Source organism: Streptomyces seoulensis (genome assembly GCF_004328625.1).
Taxonomy (GTDB): Bacteria; Actinomycetota; Actinomycetes; order Streptomycetales; family Streptomycetaceae; genus Streptomyces; species Streptomyces seoulensis.
Window position 1 is genome coordinate 4364907 of record NZ_CP032229.1, and the last position, 26770, is coordinate 4391676.

24 protein-coding genes and 2 riboswitches are annotated in these 26770 nt (G+C 72.7%); of the genes, 11 read left to right on the forward strand and 13 right to left on the reverse strand.

What is annotated here, in order from left to right:
• Positions 1–50 precede the first annotated feature (50 nt).
• From D0Z67_RS20385 to glgX, 5 genes are all read right to left on the reverse strand, one after another.
• On the reverse strand, positions 51–1811 hold the full coding sequence (locus D0Z67_RS20385) for an ABC transporter ATP-binding protein (protein WP_031181698.1): 1761 nt from the start codon (positions 1809–1811) through the stop codon (positions 51–53).
• Positions 1808–3520: an ABC transporter transmembrane domain-containing protein gene (locus D0Z67_RS20390; protein ID WP_031181699.1), complete on the reverse strand. Its 1713-nt coding sequence runs from the start codon at positions 3518–3520 to the stop codon at positions 1808–1810. Before D0Z67_RS20390 ends, D0Z67_RS20385 begins: the two co-directional genes overlap by 4 nt.
• 22 nt (positions 3521–3542) lie before the next feature.
• Entirely contained in the window at positions 3543–5402 is a 1860-nt protein-coding gene (locus D0Z67_RS20395; protein ID WP_031181700.1) for an ABC transporter ATP-binding protein, read from the reverse strand.
• On the reverse strand, positions 5399–7192 hold the full coding sequence (locus D0Z67_RS20400; RefSeq protein ID WP_031181701.1) for an ABC transporter ATP-binding protein: 1794 nt from the start codon (positions 7190–7192) through the stop codon (positions 5399–5401). The genes D0Z67_RS20395 and D0Z67_RS20400 overlap by 4 nt, the downstream gene beginning before the upstream one ends.
• A gap of 84 nt (positions 7193–7276) precedes the next feature.
• Positions 7277–9523 carry a glycogen debranching protein GlgX gene (glgX, locus tag D0Z67_RS20405; protein WP_031181702.1) on the reverse strand — a complete coding sequence of 749 codons (2247 nt, stop codon included), beginning with the start codon at positions 9521–9523 and terminating at the stop codon, positions 7277–7279.
• Between the two features lie 238 nt (positions 9524–9761).
• Here glgX and D0Z67_RS20410 point away from each other — a divergent pair, with 238 nt between their 5' ends.
• From D0Z67_RS20410 to D0Z67_RS20430, 5 genes are all read left to right on the forward strand, one after another.
• Positions 9762–10994, forward strand: a complete 1233-nt coding sequence (locus D0Z67_RS20410) for a L,D-transpeptidase (protein ID WP_031181703.1) — start codon at positions 9762–9764, stop codon at positions 10992–10994.
• Positions 10995–11159: 165 nt separating this feature from the next.
• The gene (locus D0Z67_RS20415) at positions 11160–12389 is read left to right on the forward strand and encodes a L,D-transpeptidase (RefSeq protein ID WP_199812193.1); all 1230 of its coding nucleotides are present in this window, start codon (positions 11160–11162) and stop codon (positions 12387–12389) included.
• Between the two features lie 78 nt (positions 12390–12467).
• Complete coding sequence (locus D0Z67_RS20420) at positions 12468–13235, forward strand: enoyl-CoA hydratase/isomerase family protein (protein WP_031181705.1); 768 nt, start codon at positions 12468–12470, stop codon at positions 13233–13235.
• 285 nt (positions 13236–13520) lie between these two features.
• The gene (locus D0Z67_RS20425) at positions 13521–14024 is read left to right on the forward strand and encodes an ATP-binding protein (RefSeq protein ID WP_031181706.1); all 504 of its coding nucleotides are present in this window, start codon (positions 13521–13523) and stop codon (positions 14022–14024) included.
• A gap of 86 nt (positions 14025–14110) precedes the next feature.
• Positions 14111–14719, forward strand: a complete 609-nt coding sequence (locus D0Z67_RS20430) for an ADP-ribosyltransferase (protein WP_031181707.1) — start codon at positions 14111–14113, stop codon at positions 14717–14719.
• Here the strand turns inward: D0Z67_RS20430 and D0Z67_RS20435 are convergent.
• On the reverse strand, positions 14673–15332 hold the full coding sequence (locus tag D0Z67_RS20435; protein WP_031181708.1) for a hypothetical protein: 660 nt from the start codon (positions 15330–15332) through the stop codon (positions 14673–14675). The genes D0Z67_RS20430 and D0Z67_RS20435 overlap by 47 nt on opposite strands.
• Positions 15333–15441: 109 nt before the next feature.
• Here D0Z67_RS20435 and D0Z67_RS20440 point away from each other — a divergent pair, with 109 nt between their 5' ends.
• Entirely contained in the window at positions 15442–15654 is a 213-nt protein-coding gene (locus tag D0Z67_RS20440; protein ID WP_031181709.1) for an EF-hand domain-containing protein, read from the forward strand.
• A 43-nt stretch (positions 15655–15697) separates the two neighbouring features.
• On the opposite strand, the gene D0Z67_RS20445 is transcribed toward D0Z67_RS20440, so the two are convergent.
• Entirely contained in the window at positions 15698–16255 is a 558-nt protein-coding gene (locus D0Z67_RS20445; protein WP_031181710.1) for a GH25 family lysozyme, read from the reverse strand.
• A 66-nt stretch (positions 16256–16321) separates the two neighbouring features.
• On the opposite strand from D0Z67_RS20445, the gene D0Z67_RS20450 reads away from it, so the two are divergent.
• Positions 16322–16783 (forward strand): redoxin domain-containing protein, encoded by a 462-nt coding sequence (locus D0Z67_RS20450; protein WP_031181711.1) that lies wholly within the window; start codon positions 16322–16324, stop codon positions 16781–16783.
• Here D0Z67_RS20450 and D0Z67_RS20455 read toward each other — a convergent pair.
• Complete coding sequence (locus tag D0Z67_RS20455) at positions 16770–17624, reverse strand: PP2C family protein-serine/threonine phosphatase (RefSeq protein ID WP_051887796.1); 855 nt, start codon at positions 17622–17624, stop codon at positions 16770–16772. The genes D0Z67_RS20450 and D0Z67_RS20455 overlap by 14 nt on opposite strands.
• Before the next feature lie 215 nt (positions 17625–17839).
• Here D0Z67_RS20455 and D0Z67_RS20460 point away from each other — a divergent pair, with 215 nt between their 5' ends.
• Entirely contained in the window at positions 17840–18856 is a 1017-nt protein-coding gene (locus D0Z67_RS20460) for an LLM class flavin-dependent oxidoreductase (protein WP_031181713.1), read from the forward strand.
• A gap of 11 nt (positions 18857–18867) precedes the next feature.
• Here the strand turns inward: D0Z67_RS20460 and D0Z67_RS20465 are convergent, their stop codons facing one another.
• The 5 genes from D0Z67_RS20465 to gcvT all read right to left on the reverse strand — a co-directional run bounded on the left by D0Z67_RS20465 (position 18868) and on the right by gcvT (position 23899).
• Positions 18868–19491, reverse strand: a complete 624-nt coding sequence (locus tag D0Z67_RS20465; RefSeq protein ID WP_031181714.1) for a flavin reductase family protein — start codon at positions 19489–19491, stop codon at positions 18868–18870.
• Between the two features lie 27 nt (positions 19492–19518).
• Positions 19519–20886: an L-serine ammonia-lyase gene (locus D0Z67_RS20470; RefSeq protein ID WP_031181715.1), complete on the reverse strand. Its 1368-nt coding sequence runs from the start codon at positions 20884–20886 to the stop codon at positions 19519–19521.
• A 103-nt stretch (positions 20887–20989) separates the two neighbouring features.
• Complete coding sequence (gene glyA, locus D0Z67_RS20475; RefSeq protein WP_031181716.1) at positions 20990–22258, reverse strand: serine hydroxymethyltransferase; 1269 nt, start codon at positions 22256–22258, stop codon at positions 20990–20992.
• Between the two features lie 15 nt (positions 22259–22273).
• Positions 22274–22651 (reverse strand): glycine cleavage system protein GcvH, encoded by a 378-nt coding sequence (gene gcvH, locus D0Z67_RS20480; RefSeq protein ID WP_031181717.1) that lies wholly within the window; start codon positions 22649–22651, stop codon positions 22274–22276.
• Between the two features lie 120 nt (positions 22652–22771).
• On the reverse strand, positions 22772–23899 hold the full coding sequence (gene gcvT / locus D0Z67_RS20485; RefSeq protein ID WP_031181718.1) for a glycine cleavage system aminomethyltransferase GcvT: 1128 nt from the start codon (positions 23897–23899) through the stop codon (positions 22772–22774).
• Between the two features lie 41 nt (positions 23900–23940).
• Positions 23941–24058, reverse strand: a riboswitch (glycine riboswitch).
• Positions 24059–24147, reverse strand: a riboswitch (glycine riboswitch). It abuts the riboswitch before it with no gap.
• Positions 24148–24328: 181 nt separating this feature from the next.
• Here gcvT and D0Z67_RS20490 point away from each other — a divergent pair.
• The 3 genes from D0Z67_RS20490 to D0Z67_RS20500 all read left to right on the forward strand — a co-directional run bounded on the left by D0Z67_RS20490 (position 24329) and on the right by D0Z67_RS20500 (position 26696).
• A complete protein-coding gene (locus tag D0Z67_RS20490; protein ID WP_031181719.1) occupies positions 24329–24994 on the forward strand; it encodes an AAA family ATPase in 666 nt (221 codons plus the stop codon).
• A gap of 64 nt (positions 24995–25058) precedes the next feature.
• The gene (locus D0Z67_RS20495; protein ID WP_031181720.1) at positions 25059–25850 is read left to right on the forward strand and encodes an enhanced serine sensitivity protein SseB; all 792 of its coding nucleotides are present in this window, start codon (positions 25059–25061) and stop codon (positions 25848–25850) included.
• Between the two features lie 120 nt (positions 25851–25970).
• Complete coding sequence (locus tag D0Z67_RS20500) at positions 25971–26696, forward strand: enhanced serine sensitivity protein SseB C-terminal domain-containing protein (protein ID WP_199812198.1); 726 nt, start codon at positions 25971–25973, stop codon at positions 26694–26696.
• The last annotated feature ends 74 nt before the right edge of the window (positions 26697–26770 follow it).

Consider the following 26770-nt stretch of genomic DNA (forward strand, 5'->3'; position numbering starts at 1 on the left):
TACCAACTCCCTTTTATTACACGCGTGTTGAGGATGTGTGTGGCGGGCTCTCAGGCCGCGTCGTCGTCCCCGTGCCAGGTGCGCCACAGCGCCGCGTACGCGCCGTTCGCCGCCACCAGTTCGTCGTGCGTGCCCAGTTCGGTGACGAGACCGTCCTCCATCACCGCGACCCGGTCCGCGTCGTGCGCGGTGTGCAGCCGGTGCGCGACGGCGATCACCGTGCGGCCCGCGAGCACCGCGGCCAGACCCCGCTCGGTGTGCCGGGCGGTGGCCGGGTCGAGCAGGGCGGTCGCCTCGTCCAGGATCAGTGTGTGCGGGTCGGCCAGCACCACGCGGGCCAGCGCGAGCTGCTGCGCCTGGGAGCCGTCGGTCACTGTGCCGCCCTGGCCGAGCCCGGTGTCGAGCCCCTCGGGCAGCTCCCGCACCCAGCCGTCCGCGCCCACGGCCGCCAGTGCCCGCCACAACTCCTCGTCCGATGCGCCGGGTTCGGCGATCAGCAGGTTGTCCCGGACCGAGCCGAGGAACACATGGTGCTCCTGGGTCACCAGCACCACCTGGCGGCGCAGCCGCGCGGGCGTCAGCTCCGCGACCGGCACCCCGCCCACCGTGACCGAGCCCGAGGCGGGGGCGTCGATGCCGGCCAGCAGCCGGCTCAGCGTGGTCTTGCCCGCGCCGGACGCCCCCACCACGGCCAGCCGCTCACCGGGCCGGACCGTCAGGTCCACCCCGCGCAGCACCTCACCGCCCCGCTCGTACGCGTACCGCACCCCGCGCACCTCGATCCGGTCGTCGGCCGGAGTCCGCGTGGTGTCCACCGGGGCGCGCGGGGCCTCGGCGATGCCCTCCACCCGGGCGAACGATGCCCCGCTGGACTGGAGTTGCTCCAGCCGGATGAGCACCATGTCCAGCGGGTCGGTGAACTGCCGCAGGTACAGCGCCCCGGCCACCACCGCGCCGAGCCCGATCAGCCCGCGCCCGTGCAGCCACCCCCCGACCAGCAGCACCCCGGCCACCGGGATCGTGTACGAGATCTCGACGGACGGGAAGAACACCGTCCGCAGGCCCAGCGTGCGGTAGCGGCTGCGCCGGGACCGCTCCAGCGCCTCCCGGCTCGCCGCCGTACGTGTCCTCTCCAGCCGGAACGCCTCCACCGTGCGGGCGCCCGCCGCCGTGGCCGCCACGATCTCCGCGACCGCCGAGGTCGCCGCGCCCTCGGCCAGATAGGCGTCCCGCGCCCGCCGCAGATACCAGCGCACCGCCAGCCACACCGGGGTCAGCCCGAGCAGCCCGAACAGGCCCAGCCACGGGCTGAGCGCGAACACCGCGCCCAGCACGAACAGCGCCTGCACCGCGTACACCAGCAGCTCCGGGCCGATGTCCCGCAGCGTGGTGCCGACCGTCGCCACGTCCGCCGTGCCGCGCGCCGTCAGGTCACCGGTGCCGGCCCGCTCGACCACCGAGGCGGGCAGCCCCAGCAGCCGTTCCACGAAGGTCTCGCGCACCCGCGCCAGCGTCCGCTCCCCGAACCGGTGCGCCACGTACCGCGCCCAGCGGGCCAGCACCAGCTGGGCCAGCGCGCACAGCAGAATCCACAGCGCGAGCCGGTCCACCGCACCTACCCCGCGCCCGGCACGTACGTCGTCCACGATCCGGCCGACCAGCCAGGGGCCGACGATGCCCGCACCGGCCGCCAGCGCGTTCAGCGCCAGCGCGCCCGCGAAGGCCCGCCCGTCGGCGCGCACCAGCCGCGCGGCCGCCCGCCGTACCGTGCCCCGGTCCGCGACCGGCAGCGCTCCCGTGTCCGTCGTCACCGTGAGACCTCCCCGTCGGTCAAGTCCCTTGCCACCAGCGCCCGGTAGCCCTTCTCGCGGTCCAGCAGCAGCCGGTGCGGGCCGCTCGCGGCCACCTTGCCGTCGACCAGGAACAGCACCGTGTCCGCCACGTCCAGCAGCAGCGGCGAGGTCGAGGTCACCACCGTCGTACGGCCCTCCCGCGCCTCGCGCAGCCGGTGCGCGACCGCCGACTCGGTGTGCGCGTCCAGCGCCGAGGTCGGCTCCACGGCGAGCAGCACCTCGGGGTCGGCCAGCAGCGCCCGCGCCAGCCGGACCCGCTGCCGCTGGCCCCCGGAGAGGCTGCGGCCCTGCCCGGACACCACCGTGTCCAGCCCCTCGGGCAGCCCCCGTACGACGTCCTCGGCGACCGCCGCCCGCACCGCGCGGCGCACCGCCGCCTCGTCCGCCTCGCGCCCGGCGGACACCGTGTCCAGCAGGGGCCCGGCGAACAGGTCGGCCTCGTTGTCCGCGACCAGCACCCGCGCGCGCACCTCGGCAAGCGGCACCGCGTCCAGGCGTACGCCGCCCCACAGCGCCTCGGTCGGCCCGTACCGGCCGAGCCGGTCGACGACGGCGGCGGTGTCGGCGGAGCGGGCCGCGACCAGCGCTGTCAGCCGGCCCGGCGCCACCCGGACGCCCGAGGCGGGGTCGTGCAGCTCGGCCGGGTGCTCCGGGGCGGTCAGCGTGCCGTCGTCCGGTTCGGGCGCCAGCCGGAGCAGGGCGACCACGCGGCGGGCGGCGACCACCGCGCGGTTCAGGTCGTAGTTCATCTCCACGAAGAAGGCGACCGGGCCGATCAGCACGGCCGCGTACCCGTACACCGACACCAGCTCGCCCACCGTGATCGCGCCCTCGGCGGCCAGCCGGGCCGCCAGCCAGGTCACCGCCGCCAGGAACAGCGTCGGCAGGCCGAGCCCGAGCGCCTGCACCCAGCTGGTCACCGCGCCCACCCGGTAGCCCTGCTCCCGCAGCCGCCCGGAGTCCTTGGCGAAGGCGTCCGCGAACAGCGACTTGCCGCCGAGGCCGCCCAGCACCCTGAGGCCGCCCGCGAGGTCGCCGATGCGCGCCGTGAGGATGCCCTGGCGCTCCCGGTACTCGGTCTCGGTGCCCTGGAGGCGCCGGGTCAGCGGGCCGGTGAGCAGCGCGATGACCGGCACGCCCAGCAGCACCACGGCGGCCACCGAGCCGGAGATCGTGAGGAGTTGCGCGGCCACCACCGAGTAGACGACGACCGAGCCGACGCCCGGCCCCATCACGGTCAGCGCCTGCGCCAGGGTCTGCACATCGCCCACCCCGACGGTGACGACCTCACCGGCCCCCACCCGGCGCGGCAGCGCGGCACCCAGCCGGGCCGCGTGCTCCACCACCAGCTTCACCGTGCGGAAGTTGGCGTCCATCCGGACCCGCGTCATGGTGCGGTGCCGCATGATGCTCAGCCACGCGCACCCCACCCCGGTCACGAACATCGCGCCGGTCCAGGCGGCCAGCACCCCGAGCCGTCCCGGCACCAGCCCGTCGTCCACCGCCCGCGAGAGCAGATACGGCTGGGCCGCCATCAGCACCAGCCACGCCGAGCCGAACACCGCGCCGGCCAGCGAGCGCCCCGGCTGGCGCAGCGCCAGCCACCACAGGTAGCGCCAGCCGCCGCGCGTATCAGGTATGCCGGGATCTCCGTACGCGTCGATCATCCTGCCCCCGTTCCACCGGCCGTCACTGAGCCAGACTGTCCCGCCACGCCTTGTGCAGCTCGGAGAACCTACCGGAACCGGCGGTCAGTAGGTCCGGGCGGCCGTCCTCCACGATCCGGCCGTGCTCCATCACCAGCACCCGGTCGGCGATCTCCACCGTGGACAGCCGGTGCGCGATCACCACCGCCGTACGGCCGCGCAGCACGGTCGTCATCGCCCGCTGCACCGCCCGTTCACCGGGCACGTCCAGCGAGCTGGTCGCCTCGTCCAGGATCAGCACCGCCGGGTCGGCGAGCAACGCCCGCGCGAACGCCACCAGTTGGCGCTGACCGGCGGAGATACGGCCACCGCGCTTGCGTACGTCGGTGTCGTAGCCGTCGGGCAGGGCGCTGATGAACTCGTGCGCGCCGATGGCCTTCGCCGCCTGCTCGATCTCCTCCCGGGTGGCCTCGGGGCGGCCGATGGCGATGTTGTCCGCGACCGTGCCGGAGAACAGGAACGCCTCCTGCGTCACCATCACCACCCCGCGCCGCAGCTCCGGCAGCGCCAGCTCGCGCAGGTCCACCCCGTCCAGCAGGACGGCGCCCTCGGTCGGGTCGTAGAAGCGGGCCAGCAGCTTGGCCAGCGTCGACTTGCCCGCGCCCGTGGAGCCGACCACGGCGACCGTCTGCCCGGCCGGCAGCGTCAGGCCGAAGCGGGGCAGCACCTCGCCGCCGGTGCGGTAGGCGAACCGCACCCCGTCGAAGACGACCTCGCGGCCGGGGAAGTCGCTTTTCAGTGCCGGGAGTTCGCGGGACTCGGCGGGCTCCGGGACGGACGGCACCTGGGCCAGCAGCCCGGCGATCTTCCCCAGCGAGGCGGCCGCCGACTGGTAGGAGTTGAGGAACATCCCCAGCCGGTCGATCGGGTCGTACAGCCGCCGCAGATACAGCACCGCCGCCGCCAGCACACCCAGCGCCAGGGTGCCGGAGGCCACCCGGTGGGCGCCCCACAGCACGATCCCGGCGACCGCCGTGTTGGCGACCAACCGGGAGCCGACCACGTACCGCGCCATCTCCAGCAGCGAGTCGCCGTTGCTGCGCTCGTGGTGCCGGTTGAGCGTGGCGAACTCGGCGTCGTTGGCCGCCTCGCGGCGGAACGCGCGCACCGGGCGGATGCCGTTCATCGTCTCCACGAACTTCACGATCAGCGCCGCGATCGCCGTGGAGCGGGCGGCGAACACCTGCTGCGCGCGCCGCTGATAGCGCCGCACCAGCAGGTACAGCGGCACGAACGAGGCGACCGCGACCGCGCCGAGCCCCAGGTCCAGCCAGAGCAGCAGGGCGGAGATGTACACGAAGGACAGCACCACCGTGACCAGCTCCTGGAGCCCCTCGTCGAGGAGTTCGCGCAGCGCCTCCACGTCCGTGGTGGAGCGGGAGATCAGCCGGCCGGAGGTGTAGCGCTCGTGGAAGTCGACGCTGAGCGCCTGCGCGTGCCGGAAGATCCGCCCGCGCAGGTCCAGCAGTACGTCCTGGTTCACCCACGCGGACGCCCGGATGAACGCGTACTGCAGCCCGCCGGACGCCAGCGCGCACAGGGCGTACCCCGCCGCCACCGCGAGCAGCGGCCCGTGGTCGTGCCGGCGCACGGCCGGTACGGCGGTGTCGATGGCGTACGCCACCAGCAGCGGGCCGGTCTGCGCCGCCGCCTGCTGGAGCAGCAGCAGGAGCACGGTGAGCGCCACCCGCGCCCGGTGCGGGGCGAGCAGCGAGCGCAGCAGGGCGGCGGTGGCGCCGGGCGGGACGGGCAGCACGTCCCGGTCGAAGGGGTCTTCGGCGGCCGGTGGGAGGCCGGGGAGGTCGTCGTCCGTGGTGGGGGCGGCGGACGTCGTGGTGGTCATCGGGGTTCCTCGGGTTCCTCGCGTGGGCCGCCGGACATCAGGTGGGCGTACTCGGCGTTGGTGCGCAGCAGTTCGTGATGGGTGCCCACCGCCGTGATCCGGCCTCCGGAGAGCAGGGCGACCCGGTCGGCCAGCAGCACGGTGGAGGGACGGTGGGCCACGATCAGCGCGGTGGTGTCGGCCAGCACCCGGCGCAGCGCCGCCTCCACGGCCGCCTCGGTGTGCACGTCGAGCGCGGACAGCGGGTCGTCCAGCACCAGGAACTCCGGCCGCCCCGCCACCGCGCGGGCCAGCGCGAGCCGCTGCCGCTGGCCCCCGGAGAGGCTCAGCCCCTGTTCGCCGACCCGGGTGTCCGGGCCCTCGGGCAGGGCGTGCGCGAAGTCGGCGTGCGCCACGGCGAGCGCCCGGTCCAGCTCCTCCCGGCCCGCGCCCGCACCGGCGCCCATGAGGACGTTCTCCGCCACGCTGGTGGAGAACAGGGTGGGCTCCTCGAAGGCGACGGCGACCCGGGTGCGCAGCTCCTCGCGGGGCAGGGCGGTGATGTCGACGCCGTTGAGCGTGATGCGGCCCGAGGTGGCGTCGTGCAGGCGGGGGACCAGCGAGGTCAGGGTGGTCTTGCCGCTGCCGGTCGCGCCGACCAGCGCCATCGACTCACCGGGGCGGATGTGCAGGTCGACCCCCTCCAGCACCGGGCGGGCGTCCGGGGCCGCGTCTGCGTGGCGGAAACCCACCCCCTCGAAGCGGAGGCCGGGCTCGCCGGGCCCGGGGACGGGCACGTCCCCGGCGTCGGCATGACCCTCCGGACGCTCGTCCAGCGCCTCGAAGTACCGTTCCGTGGCCGTCGCCGCCTCCTGGCACATCGCCAGCAGGAAGCCGATGGACTCCACCGGCCAGCGCAGCGCCAGCGCCGTGCTCAGGAACGCGACCAGCGTGCCCGCCGACAGCGAGCCGTCCCCCACCCGCAGCACGCCCAGCACCAGCGCGGCCCCGATCGCCACCTCGGGCAGCGCCACGATGACGGCCCAGATGACCGCCAGAATCCCTGCCTTGCGGACCTCGGTGTCCCGCAGCGCCAGCGCCGTACGCCGGAACGCGCGCGCCTGGCTGCGGTGGCGCCCGAAGCCCTTGACGACCCGGATGCCGAGCACGCTCTCCTCGACCAGCGTGGTCAGGTCGCCGACCTGGTCCTGCGCCTGCCGGGCCGCGTGCGCGTACCGCTGCTCCACGATCACGCAGACCCACAGCAGCGGCACGGCGGGCCCGAGCACGACCAGGCCGAGCACCCAGTCCTGCACCAGCATGATGCCGATACCAACGATGATCGTCACGCCGTTGACCAGCAGGAACGTCAGCGGGAAGGCGAGGAACATCCGCACCAGCATCAGATCGCCGGTGCCCCGCGAGAGTAACTGGCCCGAGGGCCAGCGGTCGTGGAAGGCCACCGGGAGCCGCTGGAGGCGCCGGTAGAGGTCGGCGCGCATGCCCGCCTCCACGCTCGCCAGCGGACGGGCCACCAGCCAGCGCCGCAGGCCGAACAGCAGCGCCTCCGCCACCCCGATCAGCAGCAGGTACAGCGCGCCCAGCCAGACCCCGGCCGGATCGCGCGCGGCCACCGGGCCGTCGACCATCCACTTCAGCACGAGCGGGATCAGCAGACCGAGGCAGGAGGCGACGACCGCGACGGCGGCGGCCGCGAACCAGCGTGCGCGCACCGGGCGTACGTAGGGCCACAGCCGCAGCAGGACACGGGCGGTGGAACGGCGCCGGGTGGGGGGAGAATTGGTGGACACCGGTGTCAGCCTACGGACCGCCCCCCGTCCCGCCCACCGAGTTTTCCGCCCCTCCGCGCGGCCGCCGACGGCGCCCCGCCCACCTCAGAGGACCCGCAGCAGCAGTACCGTCCGGGCCGGCACGGTGATGTCGGTGTCCGCGTCGAGCACCGTGCCCGGCGCCCGGAGCTGGTCCTCGCCGGAGGTGTCCACCACCACCTCGTACCCGGTCGCCCAGGGTGCCCCCGGAAGGGTGAAACCGGTCGGCTCGTGCCCGGCGTGCAGCACCGCGAGGAAGCTGTCGTCCACCACCGCCGCGCCCCGCTCGTCCCGCCCCGGGATGTCCCGGCCGGACAGATACATGCCCAGCGTGGCGGCGGGCGCGTACCAGTCGCGCTCGGTCATCTCCGCGCCCCGCGCGGTGAACCAGGCCAGGTCCCTGAGGCCGTCCGCCGAGTGCGCGCGGCCGGAGAAGAAGGCGCGGCGGCGCAGCACCGGGTGCGCGTGGCGCAGCGCGATCAGCCGGCAGGTCAGGTCGAACAGGGGCCGCCAGTCCGGGTCGTCCAGCAGCGACCAGTCGAGCCAGCTCAGTTCGCCGTCCTGGCAGTAGGCGTTGTTGTTGCCGCCCTGGGTGCGGCCCAGCTCGTCACCGGCGACCAGCATCGGCACCCCGGTGGACAGCAGCAGCGTGGTCAGCAGGTTCCGCAACTGCCTTCTGCGCAGGGCGCGTACCCCCTCGTCGTCCGTCTCGCCCTCGGCGCCGCAGTTCCAGGAGCGGTTGTCGTCGGTGCCGTCCCGGTTGTCCTCGCCGTTCGCCTCGTTGTGCTTGCCGTGGTACGAGACGAGGTCGCGCAGGGTGAACCCGTCGTGCGCGGTGACGAAGTTGACCGAGGCGTACGGGCGGCGGCCGCCCCAGGCGTACAGGTCGCTGGAGCCGGACAGCCGGTAGCCCATCTCCCGGACGTCGGGCAGCGCGTGCCGCCAGAAGTCGCGCACGGTGTCGCGGTAGCGGTCGTTCCACTCCGTCCACAGTGGCGGGAAGGCGCCCACCTGATAGCCGCCTGAGCCGATGTCCCACGGCTCGGCGATCAGCTTCACCCGGCGCAGCACCGGGTCCTGGGCGATGACGGCCAGAAAGGGCGAGAGCATGTCGACGTCGTGCATCGAGCGGGCCAGCGCCGCCGCCAGGTCGAAGCGGAAGCCGTCCACGCCCATCTCGGTCACCCAGTACCGCAGCGAGTCCGTGATCAGCCGGAGCACCTGGGGCTGCACCACGTGCAGGGTGTTGCCGCAGCCGGTGTAGTCGGCGTAGCGGCGGGCGTCGGGCTGGAGGCGGTAGTAGCCCCGGTTGTCGATGCCCTTCAGGGAGAGCGTGGGGCCGAGTTCGCCCGCCTCGGCGGTGTGGTTGTAGACCACGTCGAGGATCACCTCGATGCCGGCCGCGTGCAGCGCGCGCACCATCCGCTTGAACTCGCCGACCTGCTCACCCGTGGTGCCGGAGGCCGCGTAGGCCGCGTGCGGGGCGAAGTAGCCGATGGAGTTGTAGCCCCAGTAGTTCTTCAGGCCCCGGCGCAGCAGATGGTCCTCGTGCGCGAACTGGTGGACGGGGAGCAGTTCCACCGCCGTGACGCCCAGCTTCACCAGATGCTCGATCGCCGCCGGGTGCGTGAGACCCGCGTAGGTGCCGCGCAGCTCCTCGGGGATGCCCGGGTGCAGCTTGGTGAAGCCCTTGACGTGCAGCTCGTAGATGACCGAGTCCGCCCACGGCGTCTTGGGGCGGCGGTCGTCGGACCAGTCGTCGTCGTCATGGACCACCACGCCCTTGGGCACGAAGGGCGCCGAGTCCCGCTCGTCCCGCACGGTGTCCGCGTAAGCCTGCTCCGGCCAGTCCCGCACATGCCCGTACACCTCCGGCGGCAGCGCGAACTCGCCGTCCACCGCGCGGGCGTACGGGTCGAGCAGCAGCTTCGCCGGGTTCCAGCGGGCACCGGTCCACGGGTCCCAGCGGCCCTCCACCCGGTAGCCGTAGCGCCGGCCGGGCAGCACACCCGGCACGAAGCCGTGCCAGATCTCGTGCGTCAGCTCGGTCAGGCGGACCTGGGACTCCCGGCCCCGCTCGTCGAACAGGCACAGCCGCACCGCCTCGGCGCCGCCCGCCCACAGCGCGAAGTTGGTGCCCGCCACCCCGTCCGGGCCCGTGCGGAACCGGGCCCCCAGCGGGGTCGGCGTCCCCGGCCAGACGGGCGGCGCGGCGCGCCGGGCACCGCGCACCGGGGACGCCGACCCCGCTGGGGTCCCGCTCTGGGCGGCCGGTTCCCCGGCCCGTGCCCGCTGCTCGGCTGCGCTCGTCACCAGTCGGCCCCTCTTTCAGTGGCTCGGCCTTCCGGGGCACGGCCGCCCGCGCCGAACGGCCGACCGCACCCACGGGCTTTCCAGGGCCCCGGGCACGCTCGGCCGGCCGGTACGGCAGCGCCACGACGGCTCCGGCGTGGGCGCGGCGGCTCCCCTTCGCGTCGTCCTTCCCTCTGTTCTGCCCATCCACGGGGTCGCACTCACGTTTCCCCGGAGCGTGCCACGTCGTTGTGTCGGCGTGAGGCACCAACAAGGACGCGCGCGGCGCGCGCTGGCCGCACTGGCCACGGCACTTTCATGGGCGGGACTGCTGGCCGGGGCCGCCGGCTGCACCGCCGACGGCTCAGGGCCCCTCGGCATCGGCGGCCCGCCGGGCAGACCCACGGCGGTCGAGGACGCCATCCGGGTGACCCCGGACGACGGCGGTAAGGGGGTGCGCCCCGGCGAGCGGCTGCGGGTGAAGGTGCCCGACGGGCGGCTGGAGAAGGTCACGGTGACCCGCTCCCAGGACGCCCAGGACACCACCGTCGCCGGGCACATCGCGGGGGACGGCCGCACCTGGAAACCGGACGACGACAAGCTGGCCCTCGCCGCCCGCTACACCGTGGACGCGGTCGCCGTGGACGGCGACGGCCGCCGCTCGGCCCGGCACACCACCTTCACCACCTACGTCCCCGACCAGCGGTTCATCGGCTACGTCACCCCGGAGAACCGTGCCACGGTCGGCACCGGGATGATCGTCTCCCTCGCCTTCAACCGGGACATCACCGACCGGGCCGCCGTGGAGAGGGCCGTACGCGTCACCGCGAAGCCGGCCGTCGACATCCGCGCCCACTGGTTCGGCAAGAACCGGCTGGACTTCCGTCCCGAGCGCTACTGGAAGCCCGGCACCGAGGTCACCGTCGACCTCGCGCTGCGCGACGTGGAGGGGGCCCCCGGCGTCTACGGGCTCCAGCGCAAGACCATCGCCTTCACCGTCGGCCGCAGCCAGGTCTCCCTGGTCGACGCGGCCGCGCACACCATGGAGGTGCGCCGGGACGGCGAACTCCTGGCCACCGTGCCGATCACCGCGGGCGCCCCCAAGACGCCCACGTACAACGGCAAGATGGTGGTGATGGACATGCTGGAGGTGACCCGCATGAACAGCCAGACGGTCGGCTTCGGCGGGGAGTACGACATCCCGGACGTGCCGCACGCCATGAAGCTCACCGACTCCGGCACCTTCCTGCACGGCAACTACTGGTCGCCCGAGTCGCCCGGCGAGGTCAACGTCAGCCATGGATGCGTGGGGCTGCGGGACGTCAAGGGCGGCGGCGCGGACACCCCGGCGGGCTGGTTCTTCGACCGCAGCCTCGTCGGGGACGTCATCGAGGTCACCCACAGCAAGGACAAGACGGTCTCCCCGGACAACGGCCTCAGCGGGTGGAACATGGCATGGAAGCAGTGGAAGGCGGGCAGCGTGCTCAAGTGACCCGGTGAGCTGCGAAGTTCCGGGTCCCGGTGACTGGTTGAAGTTGCGACTGAACGGTGACATTCGACGGACACCGAGCCCGGAACCCGGCGGCTAGCATTCCCGGATGAGCGCGGGACGCGCCGGGGTGTGGACCTGTGACCAGGTCCGGGAGGGGAGAACGACTTGAACGTGCGGCCGATATCGGGGGCTTCGGCAGGAACTCGGCGCAGGGGTCGTAAGGGACTGGCGCTCATGGCGGGGGCGCTCGTGCTGTCGCTGGCCGCCTGCGGCGGCGGTGAGACGACCGGGAGCGGGTCGGACAACGCCAAGAACAAGCAGGCGGAGGACAAGCAGTCCTCGGCCTCCGTCACCATCGCGCCCAAGTCCGGCGCCAAGGCCGTGGACACCAGCGGCGCGCTGAACGTGAAGGTCGCCGGGGGCCGGCTGACCAGCGTGGTCGTCAAGGACAGCAAGGGCACCGAGGTCGACGGCAAGCTCGCCGCGGGCGGCGCCGCCTGGACGCCGTCCAAGCACCTGGCCGCCGCCACCAAGTACACGGTGCACGCGGTGGCCGAGGACTCGCGGGGCCGCAAGGCCGCCGAGGACTCCAGCTTCACCACGCTGACGCCCGAGAACACCTTCATGGGCACCTTCACCCCGGAGGACGGCTCCACCGTCGGCGTCGGGATGCCGTTCTCGCTGCGCTTCACGCGGGGCATCACCGACCCGGCCGCCGTGGAGAAGGCCATCCGGATCAAGACCGAGCCCGCGGTGGACGTCGCCGGCCACTGGTTCGGCAACGACCGCCTGGACTTCCGCCCGGAGAGCTACTGGAAGCCCGGCACCAAGGTCACCGTCGACCTCGACCTGGACGGCGTCGAGGGCCGCGACGGGGTGTACGGCAAGCAGCGCAAGACGGTGAAGTTCATCATCGGCCGCAGCCAGATCTCCTACGTCGACGCCAAGAAGCACACCATGAAGGTCGTGCGGGACGGCAAGACCCTGAAGACCCTCCCGGTCACCACCGGCAAGCCCGGTTACGAGACCTGGAACGGCAAGATGGTCATGACCGAGAAGCTCGCCGTGACCCGGATGAACGGCGAGACGGTCGGCTACGGCGGCGAGTACGACATCAAGGACGTGCCGCACGCCATCCGGCTCACCGACTCGGGCACCTTCATCCACGGCAACTACTGGGGCGGCGGCGCCTTCGGCAACTACAACGCCAGCCACGGCTGCGTGGGCCTGCGCGATGTGCGCGGCGGCTACGACGGCGGGGTCCCGGCGGCCTGGTTCTTCAACAAGTCCATGGTCGGTGACGTGGTGATCGTGAAGAACTCGCACGACCGCACGGTCGCCCCGGACAACGGCCTCAACGGCTGGAACATGAGCTGGGCCGACTGGCAGAAGTAGGCATTCCGCGAGGCGGGCCCGGTGCTGTGAGGAACGGCACCGGGCCCGTCGGCGTTAGTGGCCGTTAACCTGCTGCGCATGACCGTGAATCTCGAAGTAGCCGAAGGCGTCGGCACGATCCGCCTCGACCGGCCGCCGATGAACGCGCTGGACGTCGCCACCCAGGACCGGCTGAGGGAACTCGCCGAGGAGGCCACGCGCCGCGAGGACGTACGCGCCGTGGTGATCTACGGCGGCGAGAAGGTGTTCGCGGCGGGCGCGGACATCAAGGAGATGCAGGCGATGGACCACACCGCGATGGTCCTGCGCGCCCGCGGCCTCCAGGACGCCTTCACCGCCGTCGCCCGCATCCCCAAGCCCGTCGTCGCCGCCGTCACCGGGTACGCGCTCGGCGGGGGCTGCGAACTGGCGCTGTGCGCGGACTACCGGATCGCCGGGGAGAACGCCAAGCTGGGCCAGCCCGAGATCCTGCTCGGCCTGATCCCGGGCGCGGGCGGCACCCAGCGGCTGCCCCGGCTGATCGGCCCGTCCAAGGCGAAGGACCTCATCTTCACCGGCCGCATGGTCAAGGCCGACGAGGCCCTCGCCCTCGGCCTGGTGGACCGGGTCGTCCCGGCCGGCGAGGTGTACGAGCAGGCGCACGCCTGGGCCGCCCGGCTCGCCCAGGGGCCGGCGCTCGCGCTGCGCGCCGCGAAGGAAGCGGTCGACGCCGGTCTGGAGACCGACATCGAGACCGGGCTCACGGTGGAACGGAACTGGTTCGCCGGGCTGTTCGCCACCGAGGACCGCGAGCGGGGGATGCGCAGCTTCGTGGAGGAGGGGCCGGGGAAGGCCAAGTTCCTCTGAAAGGCGGCAAGTCGGCCCCCTGTGGCCCTTGCAATTGACGCGTCGTCTGATTCGGCTCTCCCGGCGGGCCGGTTTATGGCAGCCTTAACCGCACCTTAAGCCTGCCTCGCCGAGGGAGCCGCACGATTGCCCGGAACCGAGCCGTCGCCGCAGGTCGACCGGGCCACCGCCGACCCCGACCTGCCGTTGGCATATGCCGAGAGACTGGGGCAGACCGGGGGCGCATGGGGGGCGTATTCCTCCGGATCGGCCCCGGAGGGCCCCGGTGACGGCCATCATGGGGGCATGGCGGGGCTGGATGGCATCGATCAGCCACGGGGACAGAGCCGTGCCGGCGCGGCGCGATGGTCGCCCGCGGTCGAGGACGAACAAGGGCTCAGAGCGCTCGAGTTGTTCGGCAACCCCGCGGAGGCGGAGGTTCCGCTCCCGTCGCGCCCCGAGTCCGCCGCCACCGCGCGCAGGCTCGCCCAGATCGTCATCCTGCGGCACTGGGGTCTGACCCCCAAGCTCACCGAGGACGCGGTCCTACTCGTCTCCGAACTCGTGGGCAACGCCGTACGGCACACCGGCGCCCGCGTGTTCGGCTTACGGCTGCGGCGCCGGCGCGGCTGGGTCCGCGTGGAGGTGCGCGACCCCTCGCGGGGGCTGCCCTGTCTGATGCCGGTCCAGGCGATGGACGTCAGCGGGCGGGGGCTGTTCCTCGTCGACAAGCTCGCGGACCGCTGGGGCGTGGACCTGCTGCCCCGGGGCAAGACCACCTGGTTCGAGATGCGGGTCTCCGACCGCTAGACCCGGCCGACCTGGAGCCGGCGGACACGCCCCCGATGGGGTGACGATCCACCGTTCGCCCCGGCCGTACCGCCATCGTGCGGGGCATGATCACAACTCGCCTGCGCAGCACCGTCACCGCTGCCGCCCTCTCCCTCGGCGCCGTCCTCGCCACCACGGCCGCCACCCCCGCCGCCGCTCCCGCGGACCTCAAGTCCCGTGCCGCCGCACCCTCCTGTCCGCAGTTCCAGGACAAGGTGTACGCCGCCGCCGACCACCGCGTGGACGTCGACCGGATCACCCCGGACCCGGTGTGGCGCACCAGCTGCGGCACCCTCTACCGCAGCGACAGCCGTGGCCCGGCCGTCGTCTTCGAGGAGGGCTTCCTGCCCAAGGACACGGTGAACGGGCAGTACGACATCGAGAGTTACGTCCTCGTCAACCAGCCCTCGCCGTACGTCTCCACGACCTACGACCACGACCTGTACAAGACCTGGTACAAGTCGGGTTACAACTACTACATCGACGCCCCCGGCGGGGTGGACGTCAACAAGACCATCGGCGACACCCACAAGTGGGCCGACCAGGTCGAGGTCGCCTTCCCCGGGGGCATCCAGCGGCAGTACGTCATCGGTGTCTGCCCGGTCGACAAGACCACCAAGACCGAGATCATGAGCGACTGCCGGAGCAACCCGTACTACCGTCCCTGGCACTGAGCAGCAGCTCGGCGCCGACGGGCCGGTACCCCGCCGCGAGGAACGCCCGCGCGCTCCGGGCGTTCCCCGGCGAGACCTGAGCCCACACGGGTCCGCCCGCCAACTGCCGTGCCGCCACGGCCAGTCCACGTCCCAGCCCGGCACCCCCACCCGTCACCTCCAGCGCCACTTCCCACCGCCCGGCCACCCCGCGCCCGACGGCCAACAGCCCGCCGTCGACCGCCCACACGCGCACCGAGTCCCGTCGGCCCCGCGCGCGGACCACGCGGGGGTGCCCGGCGTCCGCGATCTCCCGCAAGGGCAGTGCGGGCGGCCCCGGCAGGGGAGCGCCGGCCCACAGCGAGTCGACGGTCTCCGCCGTGCGGCCGGTGCGGTCCATCAGGGCGGTGAGGAAGCGGGGGTGCATCGGGGCGGCGAGGGGGTCGCAGTCCACGGCGGCCAGGGTGGCGCGTACCCAGGCCGGGTCCTCGTCGGTGAGGACGAGGGTGTGCCCGGTGAACGCCAGGACCCCGGCGTCCCGCCGGCAGGGCTGGGGAAGGACGGTCACCGTGCCGTCCGGGGGCGGGAAGCGGTCGTGGGCCACCGCGTCGATCAGTTCCGGCAACGTCTCCATCGTGTCCGCCTCCCGGTCCGGGGCGACCGCCGCTCGGGTGGAGCGTTAATCTGACCAGCGGCAGCTTGCCGACACGGTATGAGAAGTACGAGCACAGAGGGGCGGATCGGTGGCGGACATCGAGGAAGCACGCAAGCAGTTCCAGCGGATCGACGCGGACGGCGACGGGTTCATCACCGCGGCCGAGTTCAAGTCCGCGCTCGCCCAGCAGGGGGACTTCAACGTCACCGAGACGGTCGCCGAGGCGGTCATCAAGACCCGTGACATCGACGGCGACAAGGTGCTGTCGTTCGACGAGTTCTGGGCCTACCTGAACAAGTGACGTACCCGGCAGGGGTGTCCGCGCCGCGCGGACACCCCTCCCGTCACCGGCCGGTCGCCCACTCCTTGAGCGCGGCCTTGCTGGAGAAGTCCGCCACGTTCTTGTCGTGCGGCTCCGCGGTGTACTGGTGGAACTTCCAGTCCGCCTTGATCCGGGGCTTGCCCGCGCTCACGTAATCGGCGATCCACAGGCCGTCGCCCGCGTACGACGTGGTGTCGATGTTCAGCCAGTAATCACGGTTGGTGTACAGCACCACCCGGTTGTCCGGCCGCAGACCGCGCAGCTTGCGGATGAAGCTGTCCTTCTCCGCGTTGCTCGCGTGCGTGCCGTCACCGGTCACCTCCCAGTCCACGGCCAGGATGTCGCCCGGCCGGTCGGGGGCGTGGCTGAGGAAGTACTCGGCCTGGTCGGTAAGGTTGCCCGGCCACAGGAAGTGGTAGAAGCCCGTGACCAGACCCGCGTCCCGCGCCGTCTTCGTCTGGGCCGCGAGTCTGGAGTTGGCGTACGAACGGCCCTCCGTCGCCTTGATGAAGGCGAACGAGAGTCCGTCGGTCTCGTACGACGAGGACTGATACGCGCTGACGTCGATGCCATGGAGCATGAAGGTCTTGTGCCCCCACGGCCCCCGCTCGGAACATCCCGCTCCGCACCCGATGGAGGAACCTTCATGCACCGCACCGTCCCGACCTCGGAGGGCCCGGTCAGCGTGCCGTCCCCCCACCACGAGTGGACCGTGCTGTTCTTCATCACCGAGCCCGGCATCGGCGAACGCGTGCCCGAACTCGGCGGCTGCACCACGGGGTTGTGCTCCGCGCGGGACGCGGCGGCGCGGTTCGCCCGTGCCGGGGCCCGCGTGCTCGGGGTCAGCGCGCACGCCCCCGGACACCTGGCTGAGTTCGCGGCCGGCCGCGCTCTCGGCTACCCCCTGATCGGGGACGAGGACCTCTCCCTCGGCCGCGAGCTGGGCGTCCCCGAGGTACGCGCCGAAGGCCGCGCGCTGTTCGAGCGGGCCGGGGTCGTCCTCGACCGCACCGGTGCCGTGCGGTCCCTGATCCACCCCGTCCATGACCCGGACCGGCACGCGGAGTCGGTGCTCGCCGAGCTGGACCGGCTCGCTAGCGCGACCTGAGCACGTACGCCGCCAGGCCGGCGGCCAGGGCGGCGGCGGCCAGGGCGTACAGCGGGCGCTTGTCGCGGTGCGGGGTCTGGCGGGGGGTGCGGGAGACGATCGGACGCGCGGGGGCCTCGCCCTGGACGACGTCGGCGACGACGACGGAGATGTTGTCCCGGCCGCCCGCCGCCAGGGCCAGCTCCACCAGCCGGTCGGCGGCCTCCTCGCGGCCGGACAGTCCGAGCGCGGCGGCGAGTTGGGCCTCGGGGACGAGGTCGGAGAGGCCGTCGGAGCAGAGCAGGAAGCGGTCGCCGGGCAGGGTCCGCAGGCGGAACAGGGTGGGGCTGAGCGACTCCCCGCCGACCAGCGCCTTGGTCACCATGGACCGCTGGGGATGCGCGAGCGCCTCGGCGGCGGTGATCCGGCCGTCGTCCAGCAGGGTCTGCACCAGGGAGTCGTCCCGGGTGAGCAGCACCAGCTCACCGTCGCGCATCAGATACGTACGGGAGTCCCCGACGTTGGCCACCACGAACTGGTCGCTGTCGGCCTCCATCAGCACCGCCGTGAGCGTGGTCCCCATCCCCTCCAGCTCGGGCGAGGTCCGCACCGCGTCGGCGATGGCACGGTTGCCGGCGAGTATCGCCCCGCGCAGCGCCTCCATGGGCTCCGCCCGCGTCCGCTCGGGACCCAGCTCGGCCATGTGCGAGATCACCACGGAGCTGGCCACCTCGCCCGCGGCGTGCCCGCCCATCCCGTCCGCCACCACCAGCAGATGCGGCGCCGCGTACACGGAGTCCTCATTGACTTCCCGGACCAGCCCCTTGTCACTGCGGACCGTGAACCGAAGACTCAGAGACATGCTTTCTCCTGGCAGGCGAACCCGCCCCGGCGAGGACGTCACCATCGCTGCGGGACGGAAAAACAGGGGGAGTTGGAACTACAGACACCATGCCCGGACACACCGCGCCGGACGCCTGTGACTTTCCCCCGCCCCGCCGGCTCTGTTTGCGGGCCCGTCCCGCCTGTGAAACGTTCGCCGATAGGCACTCCGTTCCCGATGATTGTGGCGCCGACATGACTACTCCGCGCGTTCCGCTGTCGATCCTCGACCTCGTCCCCGTGGCCTCCGGTACGGACACGGCCACCGCGCTGGACCAGTCCGTGGAGCTGGTGCGGCTGGCGGACACGCTCGGTTACCGCCGCTACTGGTACGCCGAGCACCACAACGTGGTCACCTTCGCGTCCTCCGCGACGTCCCTGCTCATCGGCCGGGCCGCCGAGCACAGCGAACGCATCCGGCTCGGCTCGGGCGGTGTCATGCTGCCCAACCACAGCCCGCTGATGGTCGCGGAGTACTACGGCACCCTCGCCGAGATGTACGGCGACCGCATCGACCTCGGCCTCGGCCGCGCACCCGGCACCGACCCGACCACGGCCGCCGCGCTGCGCCGGGGCGGGGCGGCCACCGACACGTTCGTCCAGGACGTCGTCGACCTGCACCGCTACCTCGGCCCCCGCGACGGCGAGGGACGAGGGGTGCGGGCGGTGCCGGGTGAGGGCACGCGGGTCCCGCTGTGGATGCTGGGCTCCAGCCTCGACGGCGCGGCCGTGGCCGCCTACCTCGGGCTGCCGTACGCCTTCGCCTCGCACTTCGCCCCGCAGATGCGGCACGAGGCGCTGGAGCTGTACCGCTCGAGCTTCTCCTCGGAGTTCGGCACCGCCGAGATCAGGCGGCCGTACGCGATGGTCGGCGTGAACGTCCTGGTCGCGCCGACCGACGAGGAGGCGCACTACCTGTTCACCACCGCCCAGCAGATGGCCGCCGGCATCTACACCGGCAGGCGCGGGCCGCTGCGGCCCCCGGCCCGGGACCTGGCGACCGTGATCGGCCCCGAGGTCGCCCGGTTCGTCGACGACTTCCAGCAGGTACGCGCGGTGGGCTCCCCGGAGACGGTGGTCTCCGAGCTGGAGGCGCTGGTGGCGGACCTGCGGGCCGACGAACTGATCATCACGACCTACACCTACGACCCAGCGCACCGGGCCCGCTCTTTCTCCCTGCTGGCCGAGGCATGGGGGCTGGACACGGCCTGAGGCCGCACGGCTCAGCTGCGCTCGCCCCGCTGCCAGTCGCGCCAGCGGATGCGGGGCTTCTCCAGCACCTTGCCGAGCGTGCCCCACTCGTCGCGGCCCAGCCGGGACAGCGGGCGCAGCCGCTCGATGTCCGGGAGCCCGTCCTTCGCGAGCGCCTCCTCGCTGACCACCGCGTGGACCACCCGGCCGAACACCACCGTGGAGTCGCCCAGCGTCAGCAGGCTGTGCAGCTCGCACTCCAGCGCCGCCGGGGAGGCCGCGACCCGGGGCGGCTTCACCCGCAGCGAGGGCTCGGGCTCCAGCCCCACCGCCCCGAACTCACTGACGTCGGACGGGAAGTCCGTCCCGGTGTCGTTGATCTCCTTGAACAGCCCCTCGGGCGCGAGGTTGACCACGAACTGCCCGGTCTCCTCCACGTTCCGCAGCGAGTCCTTGCGGGTCACCGAGGTGAACTGCACGATCGGCGGCTGCACACAGGACACCGAGAAGAACGAGTGCGGCGCCAGGTTCGGCCGGTCCGGACGGTCCTTCGGCACGGTGGACACCCACGCGATCGGCCGCGGCACCACCACCGAGGTGAGCAGCCGGTAGAACGCGTGCGGGGCCATGGCCGAGGGATCGAAGTCGGTACGCATGAGCCCCAGTATCCAGCCGTCAGGCGGCTAGCACTCGATGATGTTCACCGCGAGCCCGCCCCGCGCCGTCTCCTTGTACTTCACGGACATGTCCGCGCCCGTCTCCTTCATGGTCTTGATGACCTTGTCGAGGGAGACCTTGTGGGAGCCGTCGCCGCGCATGGCCATCTTGGCGGCGGTGACGGCCTTGACGGAGGCCATGCCGTTGCGCTCGATGCACGGGATCTGGACGAGGCCGCCGACGGGGTCGCAGGTCAGGCCCAGGTTGTGTTCCATGCCGATCTCGGCGGCGTTCTCCACCTGCTCGGGGGAGCCGCCGAGCACCTCGGCGAGCGCGCCCGCCGCCATGGAGCAGGCGGAGCCCACCTCGCCCTGGCAGCCGACCTCGGCGCCGGAGATGGAGGCGTTCTCCTTGAAGAGCATCCCTATCGCGCCGGCCGCCAGCAGGAAGCGGACCACGCCCTCCTCGTCCGCGCCGGGCACGAAGTCCATGTAGTAGTGCAGCACCGCCGGGATGATGCCGGCCGCGCCGTTGGTGGGCGCGGTGACCACGCGGCCGCCCGCCGCGTTCTCCTCGTTCACCGCCATCGCGTAGAGGGTGATCCACTCCATGGCGTGCGCCAGCGCGTTGCCCTCGGCGCGGAGCTGGCGGGCGGACATGGCGGCGCGGCGGCGGACCTTCAGGCCGCCCGGCAGGATGCCCTCGCGGGACATGCCCCGGGCCACGCACTCGCGCATCACCCGCCAGATCTCCAGCAGACCGGTGCGGATCTCGTCCTCGGTGCGCCAGGCCCGCTCGTTCTCCAGCATCAGCGCGGAGATCGACAGGCCGGTCTCCTTGGTGAGGCGGAGCAGCTCGTCACCGGTGCGGAAGGGGTACTTCAGCACCGTGTCGTCCAGCTTGATCCGGTCCGCGCCGACCGCTTCCTCGTCCACGACGAAGCCGCCGCCGACCGAGTAGTACGTCTTGGTCAGCAGCTCCGCGCCCGAGGCGTCGTACGCCCAGAGCGTCATGCCGTTGGCGTGGTACGGCAGGGTCTCGCGGCGGTGCAGGACCAGATCGTCGTCGTAGGAGAAGGGGATCTCGTGCTCGCCGAGCAGGCTGAGCCGGCCCGCCGCGCGGATCGCCTCGACGCGGGCGTCGGCGCCCTCCACGTCCACCGTGCGCGGGGAGGCGCCCTCCAGGCCGAGCAGCACCGCCTTGGGGGTGCCGTGGCCGTGGCCGGTGGCGCCGAGCGAGCCGTACAGCTCGCAGCGGACGGCGGCGACGGGGTCCAGCAGGCCCTCGTTGCGCAGCCGGCGGGCGAACATGCGCGCCGCGCGCATCGGGCCGACCGTGTGGGAGCTGGACGGGCCGATGCCGATCGAGAACAGGTCGAAGACCGAGACGGCCACGGTGACTCCTCAATACGAACAGGTACAAAAGGTGATGCGGACACAGCACGGGTGCCCCGCCCACCGGCAGGGGGCGGGGCACCCGGATGCTGACTACGGGGTACTACTCGCCCAGCGCCGGATACAGCGGGTGCTTGTCCGCCAGCACCCGCACCCGGGCCGCGAGCGCCGAGGCGTCGTAGGACGGCTTCAGCGTCTCGGCGATCACGTCCGCGACCTCGGCGAAGTCCTCGGCGGTGAAGCCGCGGGTGGCGAGGGCGGGCGTACCGACCCGCAGGCCCGAGGTGACCATCGGCGGGCGCGGGTCGTTCGGGACCGCGTTGCGGTTGACCGTGATGCCGACCTCGTGGAGCCGGTCCTCGGCCTGCTGCCCGTCCAGCTCCGACTCACGCAGGTCCACCAGGATCAGGTGCACGTCCGTGCCGCCGGAGAGCACGTTCACCCCGGCCTCGCGGGCGTCCGGCGCGGTCAGCCGCTCGGCGAGGATACGGGCACCCTCCACGGTACGACGCTGGCGCTCCTTGAAGCCCTCCGAGGCCGCGACCTTGAAGGAGACCGCCTTGGCGGCGATCACGTGCTCCAGCGGGCCGCCCTGGAAACCGGGGAAGACCGAGGAGTTCAGCTTCTTGGCGAAGTCCTTCTTGGCCAGGATGATGCCGCCGCGCGGGCCGCCGAGCGTCTTGTGCGTGGTGGAGGTCACCACGTCCGCGTGCTCGACCGGGTTCGGGTGCAGCCCCGCCGCGACCAGACCGGCGAAGTGCGCCATGTCCACCCACAGGTAGGCACCGGCCTCGTCCGCGATCCGCCGGAACTCGGCGAAGTCGAGCTGCCGGGGGTACGCCGACCAGCCCGCGATGATCACCTTCGGGCGGTGCTCCTTGGCGAGGCGCTCGACCTCGGCCATGTCGACCAGACCGGTCTCGCCGTCCACGTGGTACGCGACCACGTCGAACTGCTTGCCCGAGAAGTTCAGCCGCATCCCGTGGGTGAGGTGGCCGCCGTGCGCCAGGTCGAGCCCGAGGATGGTGTCGCCGGGCTGGGCCAGCGCGAACAGCGCCGCCTGGTTCGCGGAGGCGCCCGAGTGCGGCTGGACGTTGGCGTACTCGGCGCCGAACAGCTCCTTGAGCCGGTCGATGGCGATCTGCTCGGCCACGTCGACGTGCTCGCAGCCGCCGTAGTAGCGGCGGCCCGGGTAGCCCTCGGCATACTTGTTGGTCAGGACCGACCCCTGCGCCTCCATCACCGCGAGCGGTGCGAAGTTCTCGGAGGCGATCATCTCCAGGGTCGACTGCTGGCGGCGCAGCTCGGCGTCGACCGCGGCGGCGATCTCCGGGTCCAGCTCGTGCAGGGGCGTGTTCAGGACGTCAGTCATACGGCTTCCGGCTCCTCAGCCTGCGATGTAGGCGGTGTACTCGTCGGCGGTCAGCAGGTCGGCGGGCTGTCCGGCGACGCGCACCTTGAACAGCCAGCCCCCCTCGAAGGGCTCGGAGTTCACCAGCGACGGGTCGTCCACGACGTCCTGGTTGACCTCGGTGATCTCACCGGAGACGGGGGAGTACAGCTCGGAGACCGACTTGGTGGACTCCAGCTCGCCGCACGACTCGCCCGCGGTGACCTCGGCGCCGACCTCGGGAAGCTGCACGAAGACCACATCGCCGAGCGCGTTGGCCGCGTGCTCGGTGATGCCGACCGTCGACGCGCCGCCCTCGGCGGCCGACAGCCACTCGTGCTCCTTGCTGTAGCTCAACTGCTGCGGGTTGCTCATGACCTGAATTCTCCTGTACGCGAGGACGTGCTCGTCGGGGGAAAAGGGCTCGAACCGCTGAAGAGCGGGTGAAATGTGCGCAGGGTCACGCCCGGGACCGGCCGGACCCGGGGCCAGTGTCTACTTGGCGCGCTTGTAGAAGGGCAGCGCCACGACCTCGTACGGCTCGTGGCTGCCCCGAATGTCCACGCCCACACCGGTGCTGCCCGGGGCGGCGTGCGCGGCGTCGACGTAGGCGATGGCCAGCGGCCTGCCGAGGGTGGGCGAGGGGGCACCGGAGGTGACCTCGCCGATCACCTTGCCGTCCGCGACGACGGCGTACCCGGCGCGGGGCACCCGGCGGCCCTCGGCGATCAGGCCGACCAGGACGCGCGGCGGCTGGGCCTCGGCGCGCTCGGCGGCCTTGGTGAGCGCCTCGCGGCCGACGAAGTCGCCCTCCTTGCCGAACTTCACCACGCGGCCGAGACCGGCGTCGAACGGGGTCAGCTCGGTGGTCAGCTCGTGCCCGTACAGCGGCATGCCCGCCTCCAGGCGGAGGGTGTCCCGGCAGGACAGCCCGCACGGCACCAGACCGGCGTCGGCGCCTGCCGCCATCAGCGCCTCCCAGAGCTGCGGCGCGTGCTCGGGCTTCACGAACAGCTCGAAGCCGTCCTCGCCGGTGTAGCCGGTACGGGCGATCAGCGCGGGGACGCCCGCGACCGTGCCGGGCAGCCCGGCGTAGTACTTCAGACCGTCGAGGTCGGCGTCGGTGACGGCCTTGAGGATGCCGGGGGACTCCGGGCCCTGGACGGCGAGCAGCGCGTAGGCGTCGCGGTCGTCGCGGACCTCGGCGTCGAAGCCGGCCGCGCGCTCGGTCAGCGCGTCCAGCACGACCTGGGCGTTGGAGGCGTTGGCCACCACCATGTACTCGTGCTCGGCGAGCCGGTACACGATCAGGTCGTCCAGGATGCCGCCGTCGGCGCGGCAGATCATGGTGTAGCGGGCGCGGCCGACGCCGACCGAGGCGAGGTCGCCGACCAGGGCGTGGTTGAGCAGGGCGGCCGCGTCGGGGCCGGTCACCGTGATCTCACCCATGTGCGAGAGGTCGAACAGCCCGGCCCGGGTGCGCACCGCCTGGTGCTCGTCCCGCTCGGAGCCGTAGCGCAGGGGCATGTCCCAGCCGGCGAAGTCGGTCATCGTCGCGCCGAGCGAGCGGTGCAGGGCGTCGAGGGCGGTACGGCGCGGGGTGGGGGCGTCGGTGCTGCTCATCGGTCGTCTCCCAGGGCAACGGGGGATGGGGTGAGGAACGTTCCTCCCCATCTGTCATCGGAACCTGAGAGGTTCGCCATGACCGGCCCCCTGGGGGGTGTCACTGGCTTGCACCTTGGGTGGGGCCACTTGCGACAGCGGCCCGCTTTTCAGATGTGCCTCGCCCGCGCGGTAACGGTGCCTGAGAGATTCAAGGGAGGGACTTGCTCCTTCGGCGCCCCGGATGGGGACTCTCCCGCGCGGATTCAAACGGCCGGTATGCAGTTGGCGGCCACATCATCGCACGGGAGCGCCCGGCCCTGAAGGGGCCACCGGCTGTGACATGCCCGTAGCCGTTCCGGGACCCGTACGGCGACCTCCCGCATTACCTTCTCTTTACATTGGTTGGGCAGGGGATGACCCAGGCCCACTGGGGGAGGGACGATCACGGTGAACAGAACCACGGTGTACGCCACGACCACCGGCATCCCGGTGCGGCAGGGGCCCTGCGCGGGCTCCCGGGAGCAGGCGAAGCACCCCGCTCCGGTCGTCCGCGACCTGCGCGACCGCCCCGGCGGCGGCCCCCGCGCCCTGCGCTTCGGCTCCCGGGACCTCGCCGTCGTCACCGGGCTGCCCGGCAGCGGCAAGTCCACCCTGATGCGCCGTGCGGTCCCCGGCCGCCGCGTCGACTCCCAGGACGCCCGCGACCGCTGGGCCGCCCGGCTGCCCGCCGCACTGCCCTACGCGCTCTACCGCCCGCTGGTCCGCCTCGCCCACTACGCGGGGCTGCGCCGCGCGCTGGCCTCCGGCGAGGGCGTCGTGGTGCACGACTGCGGCACCCAGCCCTGGGTGCGCGCCTGGCTAGCCCGCGAGGCCCGCCGCAGGGGCGGCACCCTGCACCTGATCCTGCTCGACGTGCCCCCCGGCACCGCCCGGCACGGCCAGCGCGAGCGCGGCCGAGGCGTCTCCCGGTACGCCTTCCGCCGCCACCGCGGCACCACCGCCCGCCTGTTGGACGCCGTCGAGCGCGGCGAGAGCCCCGCCGGCTGCGGCTCGGTCGTCCTGCTGGACCGCGCCTCGGCGGACGGCATCGAGCGGATCGAGTTCGCCACGTGAGCGCTCGCGGGCGTACCGGATAGCCTTCTGCACCACAGCATGACTCCCAGCAGGCGGTAGGCACATGGACTTCCCGGCGGACCTTCCCGCGGACTTCCCGGCACAGGCACACCCCCACCCGCACGGCGGTTGGCCCGGCAACGAACTGGAGGAGGTCCTCTCGGCCTCCCTCGGCATACCCGCGGCCGGCGCCCGGGTCATCGAGGTGCTGGCCCGCGCCTTCGTCTGGATACCCCTGCCCAACGGCGGCGGCCCGCACAGCGGTCCGCTCGACCTGCCCACCGTCGAACTCGACGGCCAGGTGTACGTCCCGGTGTTCAGCTCCGAGGAGCAGTTCCGGCAGTCGCCCGGCGGACACCTCCCGCACACCGTCGCCCCCGCCGTGGAGTTCGCGCGCGGACTGCCGCCGCAGGCGGGCATCGTCATCAACCCCGGCGGCGTGGTCGGACTCCCGCTGCCGCCCGACGCGGTGGCCGCGCTGTGCCGGGCCGGGGGCTCCCCGCTGGACGGCCCGGCCTCCGGCGGCCGGGTGCGGCTCTTCGAGCCCGACTGGCAGGAGGACCCGGTGGACTTCCTGGCCGCCGCCTCCGCCGAGTTCGCCGCGACCGGCGCGGTCGTCAGCGCCCGGCGCTGCCTCGCCGTCATCGAGACCGCGGACCCGGTGCTCTTCGTCGGCGTCGAACTCGCCCACCTCGAGGGCGACGCGCGGGCGCTCCCGCTGGACGCCCTCGGCAAGGCACTCGGCCGCGCCCCGGCCCCCTGGCCCGTCAACCTCGTCCTCCTGGACGCCACCCAGGACCCGGTGGCCGACTGGCTGAGGATGAACGTGCGCCCCTTCTACCAGTTCGGTCACTGAGGCACCGAGGCTCGCGGGGCCCGCGCCGGTAGGCGCTTAAGCTGTCCCCACACGTGGGGAACTTGCAATGAAGGGGCGGTAGGACAGGTGAGCGCGAGCCCAAGCGGCAGCGTCGAGCACATGCTGCGCCAGGTCACTCCCGGACGCTACGACGCCTACGAGGCACTGCTCCGCGCCCTCGCCACCCCTTCGTCCGGCCAGATCTGGATGCTGCTGTGGCACGGCCAGTCCGGCTCCCCGGACGCGCAGTACGGGCGGATGGAGGTCGACGACTTCGGCTACGCGCCCTGCGTGACCTCCGCCCAGGAGCTCTCCGCCAGCGGCTGGAGCCGGTCCTACGAGGTGGTCGACAGCCTCGACGTCGCCCGCACCCTGTACCCGGAGCGGTACGGCCTCTGGCTCAACCCGCACGCCCCCGGCGGCGGCGTCGGCATCCCCTGGCTGGACCTGCGCCGCATCGCCACCGGCCTCGACCGCCAGCCCGCAGGACCCCTGCGGCTGTCCGAACCAGCCATCGAGGTACCGCAGTTCTACGCCGTGCTCGCGCAGAACGCCCACCGCACCCCGGCCCTGCGCTCCCTGCGCCGCGCCTGGGTCCAGCCCGCCCTCGGCGCCCCCTACCTCGCCCTCGGCCTCGACGTGTACGACTCGACCCCGGCCGCGGTGGACTCCGTCCGCGCGATGATGCAGCAGTCGGTCGGCGCGGTCCCCGAGGGCCTGCCCGTCTCCACGGTCGCCATGACCGACGACTTCGACCCCGTCGTCCTCTGGATGCGCGCCAACTCCCGCCCGTTCTACGACCGCGAGGCCCACGGGGCGGTGGCGCCGGTGGGCGGGGCGTACTGACCCCCGCTCCCGGCGGGCGTGTTCGCGCCCGCCACCGAGCAACACAAGGCGTGTGAAGCAAATGTGGTGGCCCG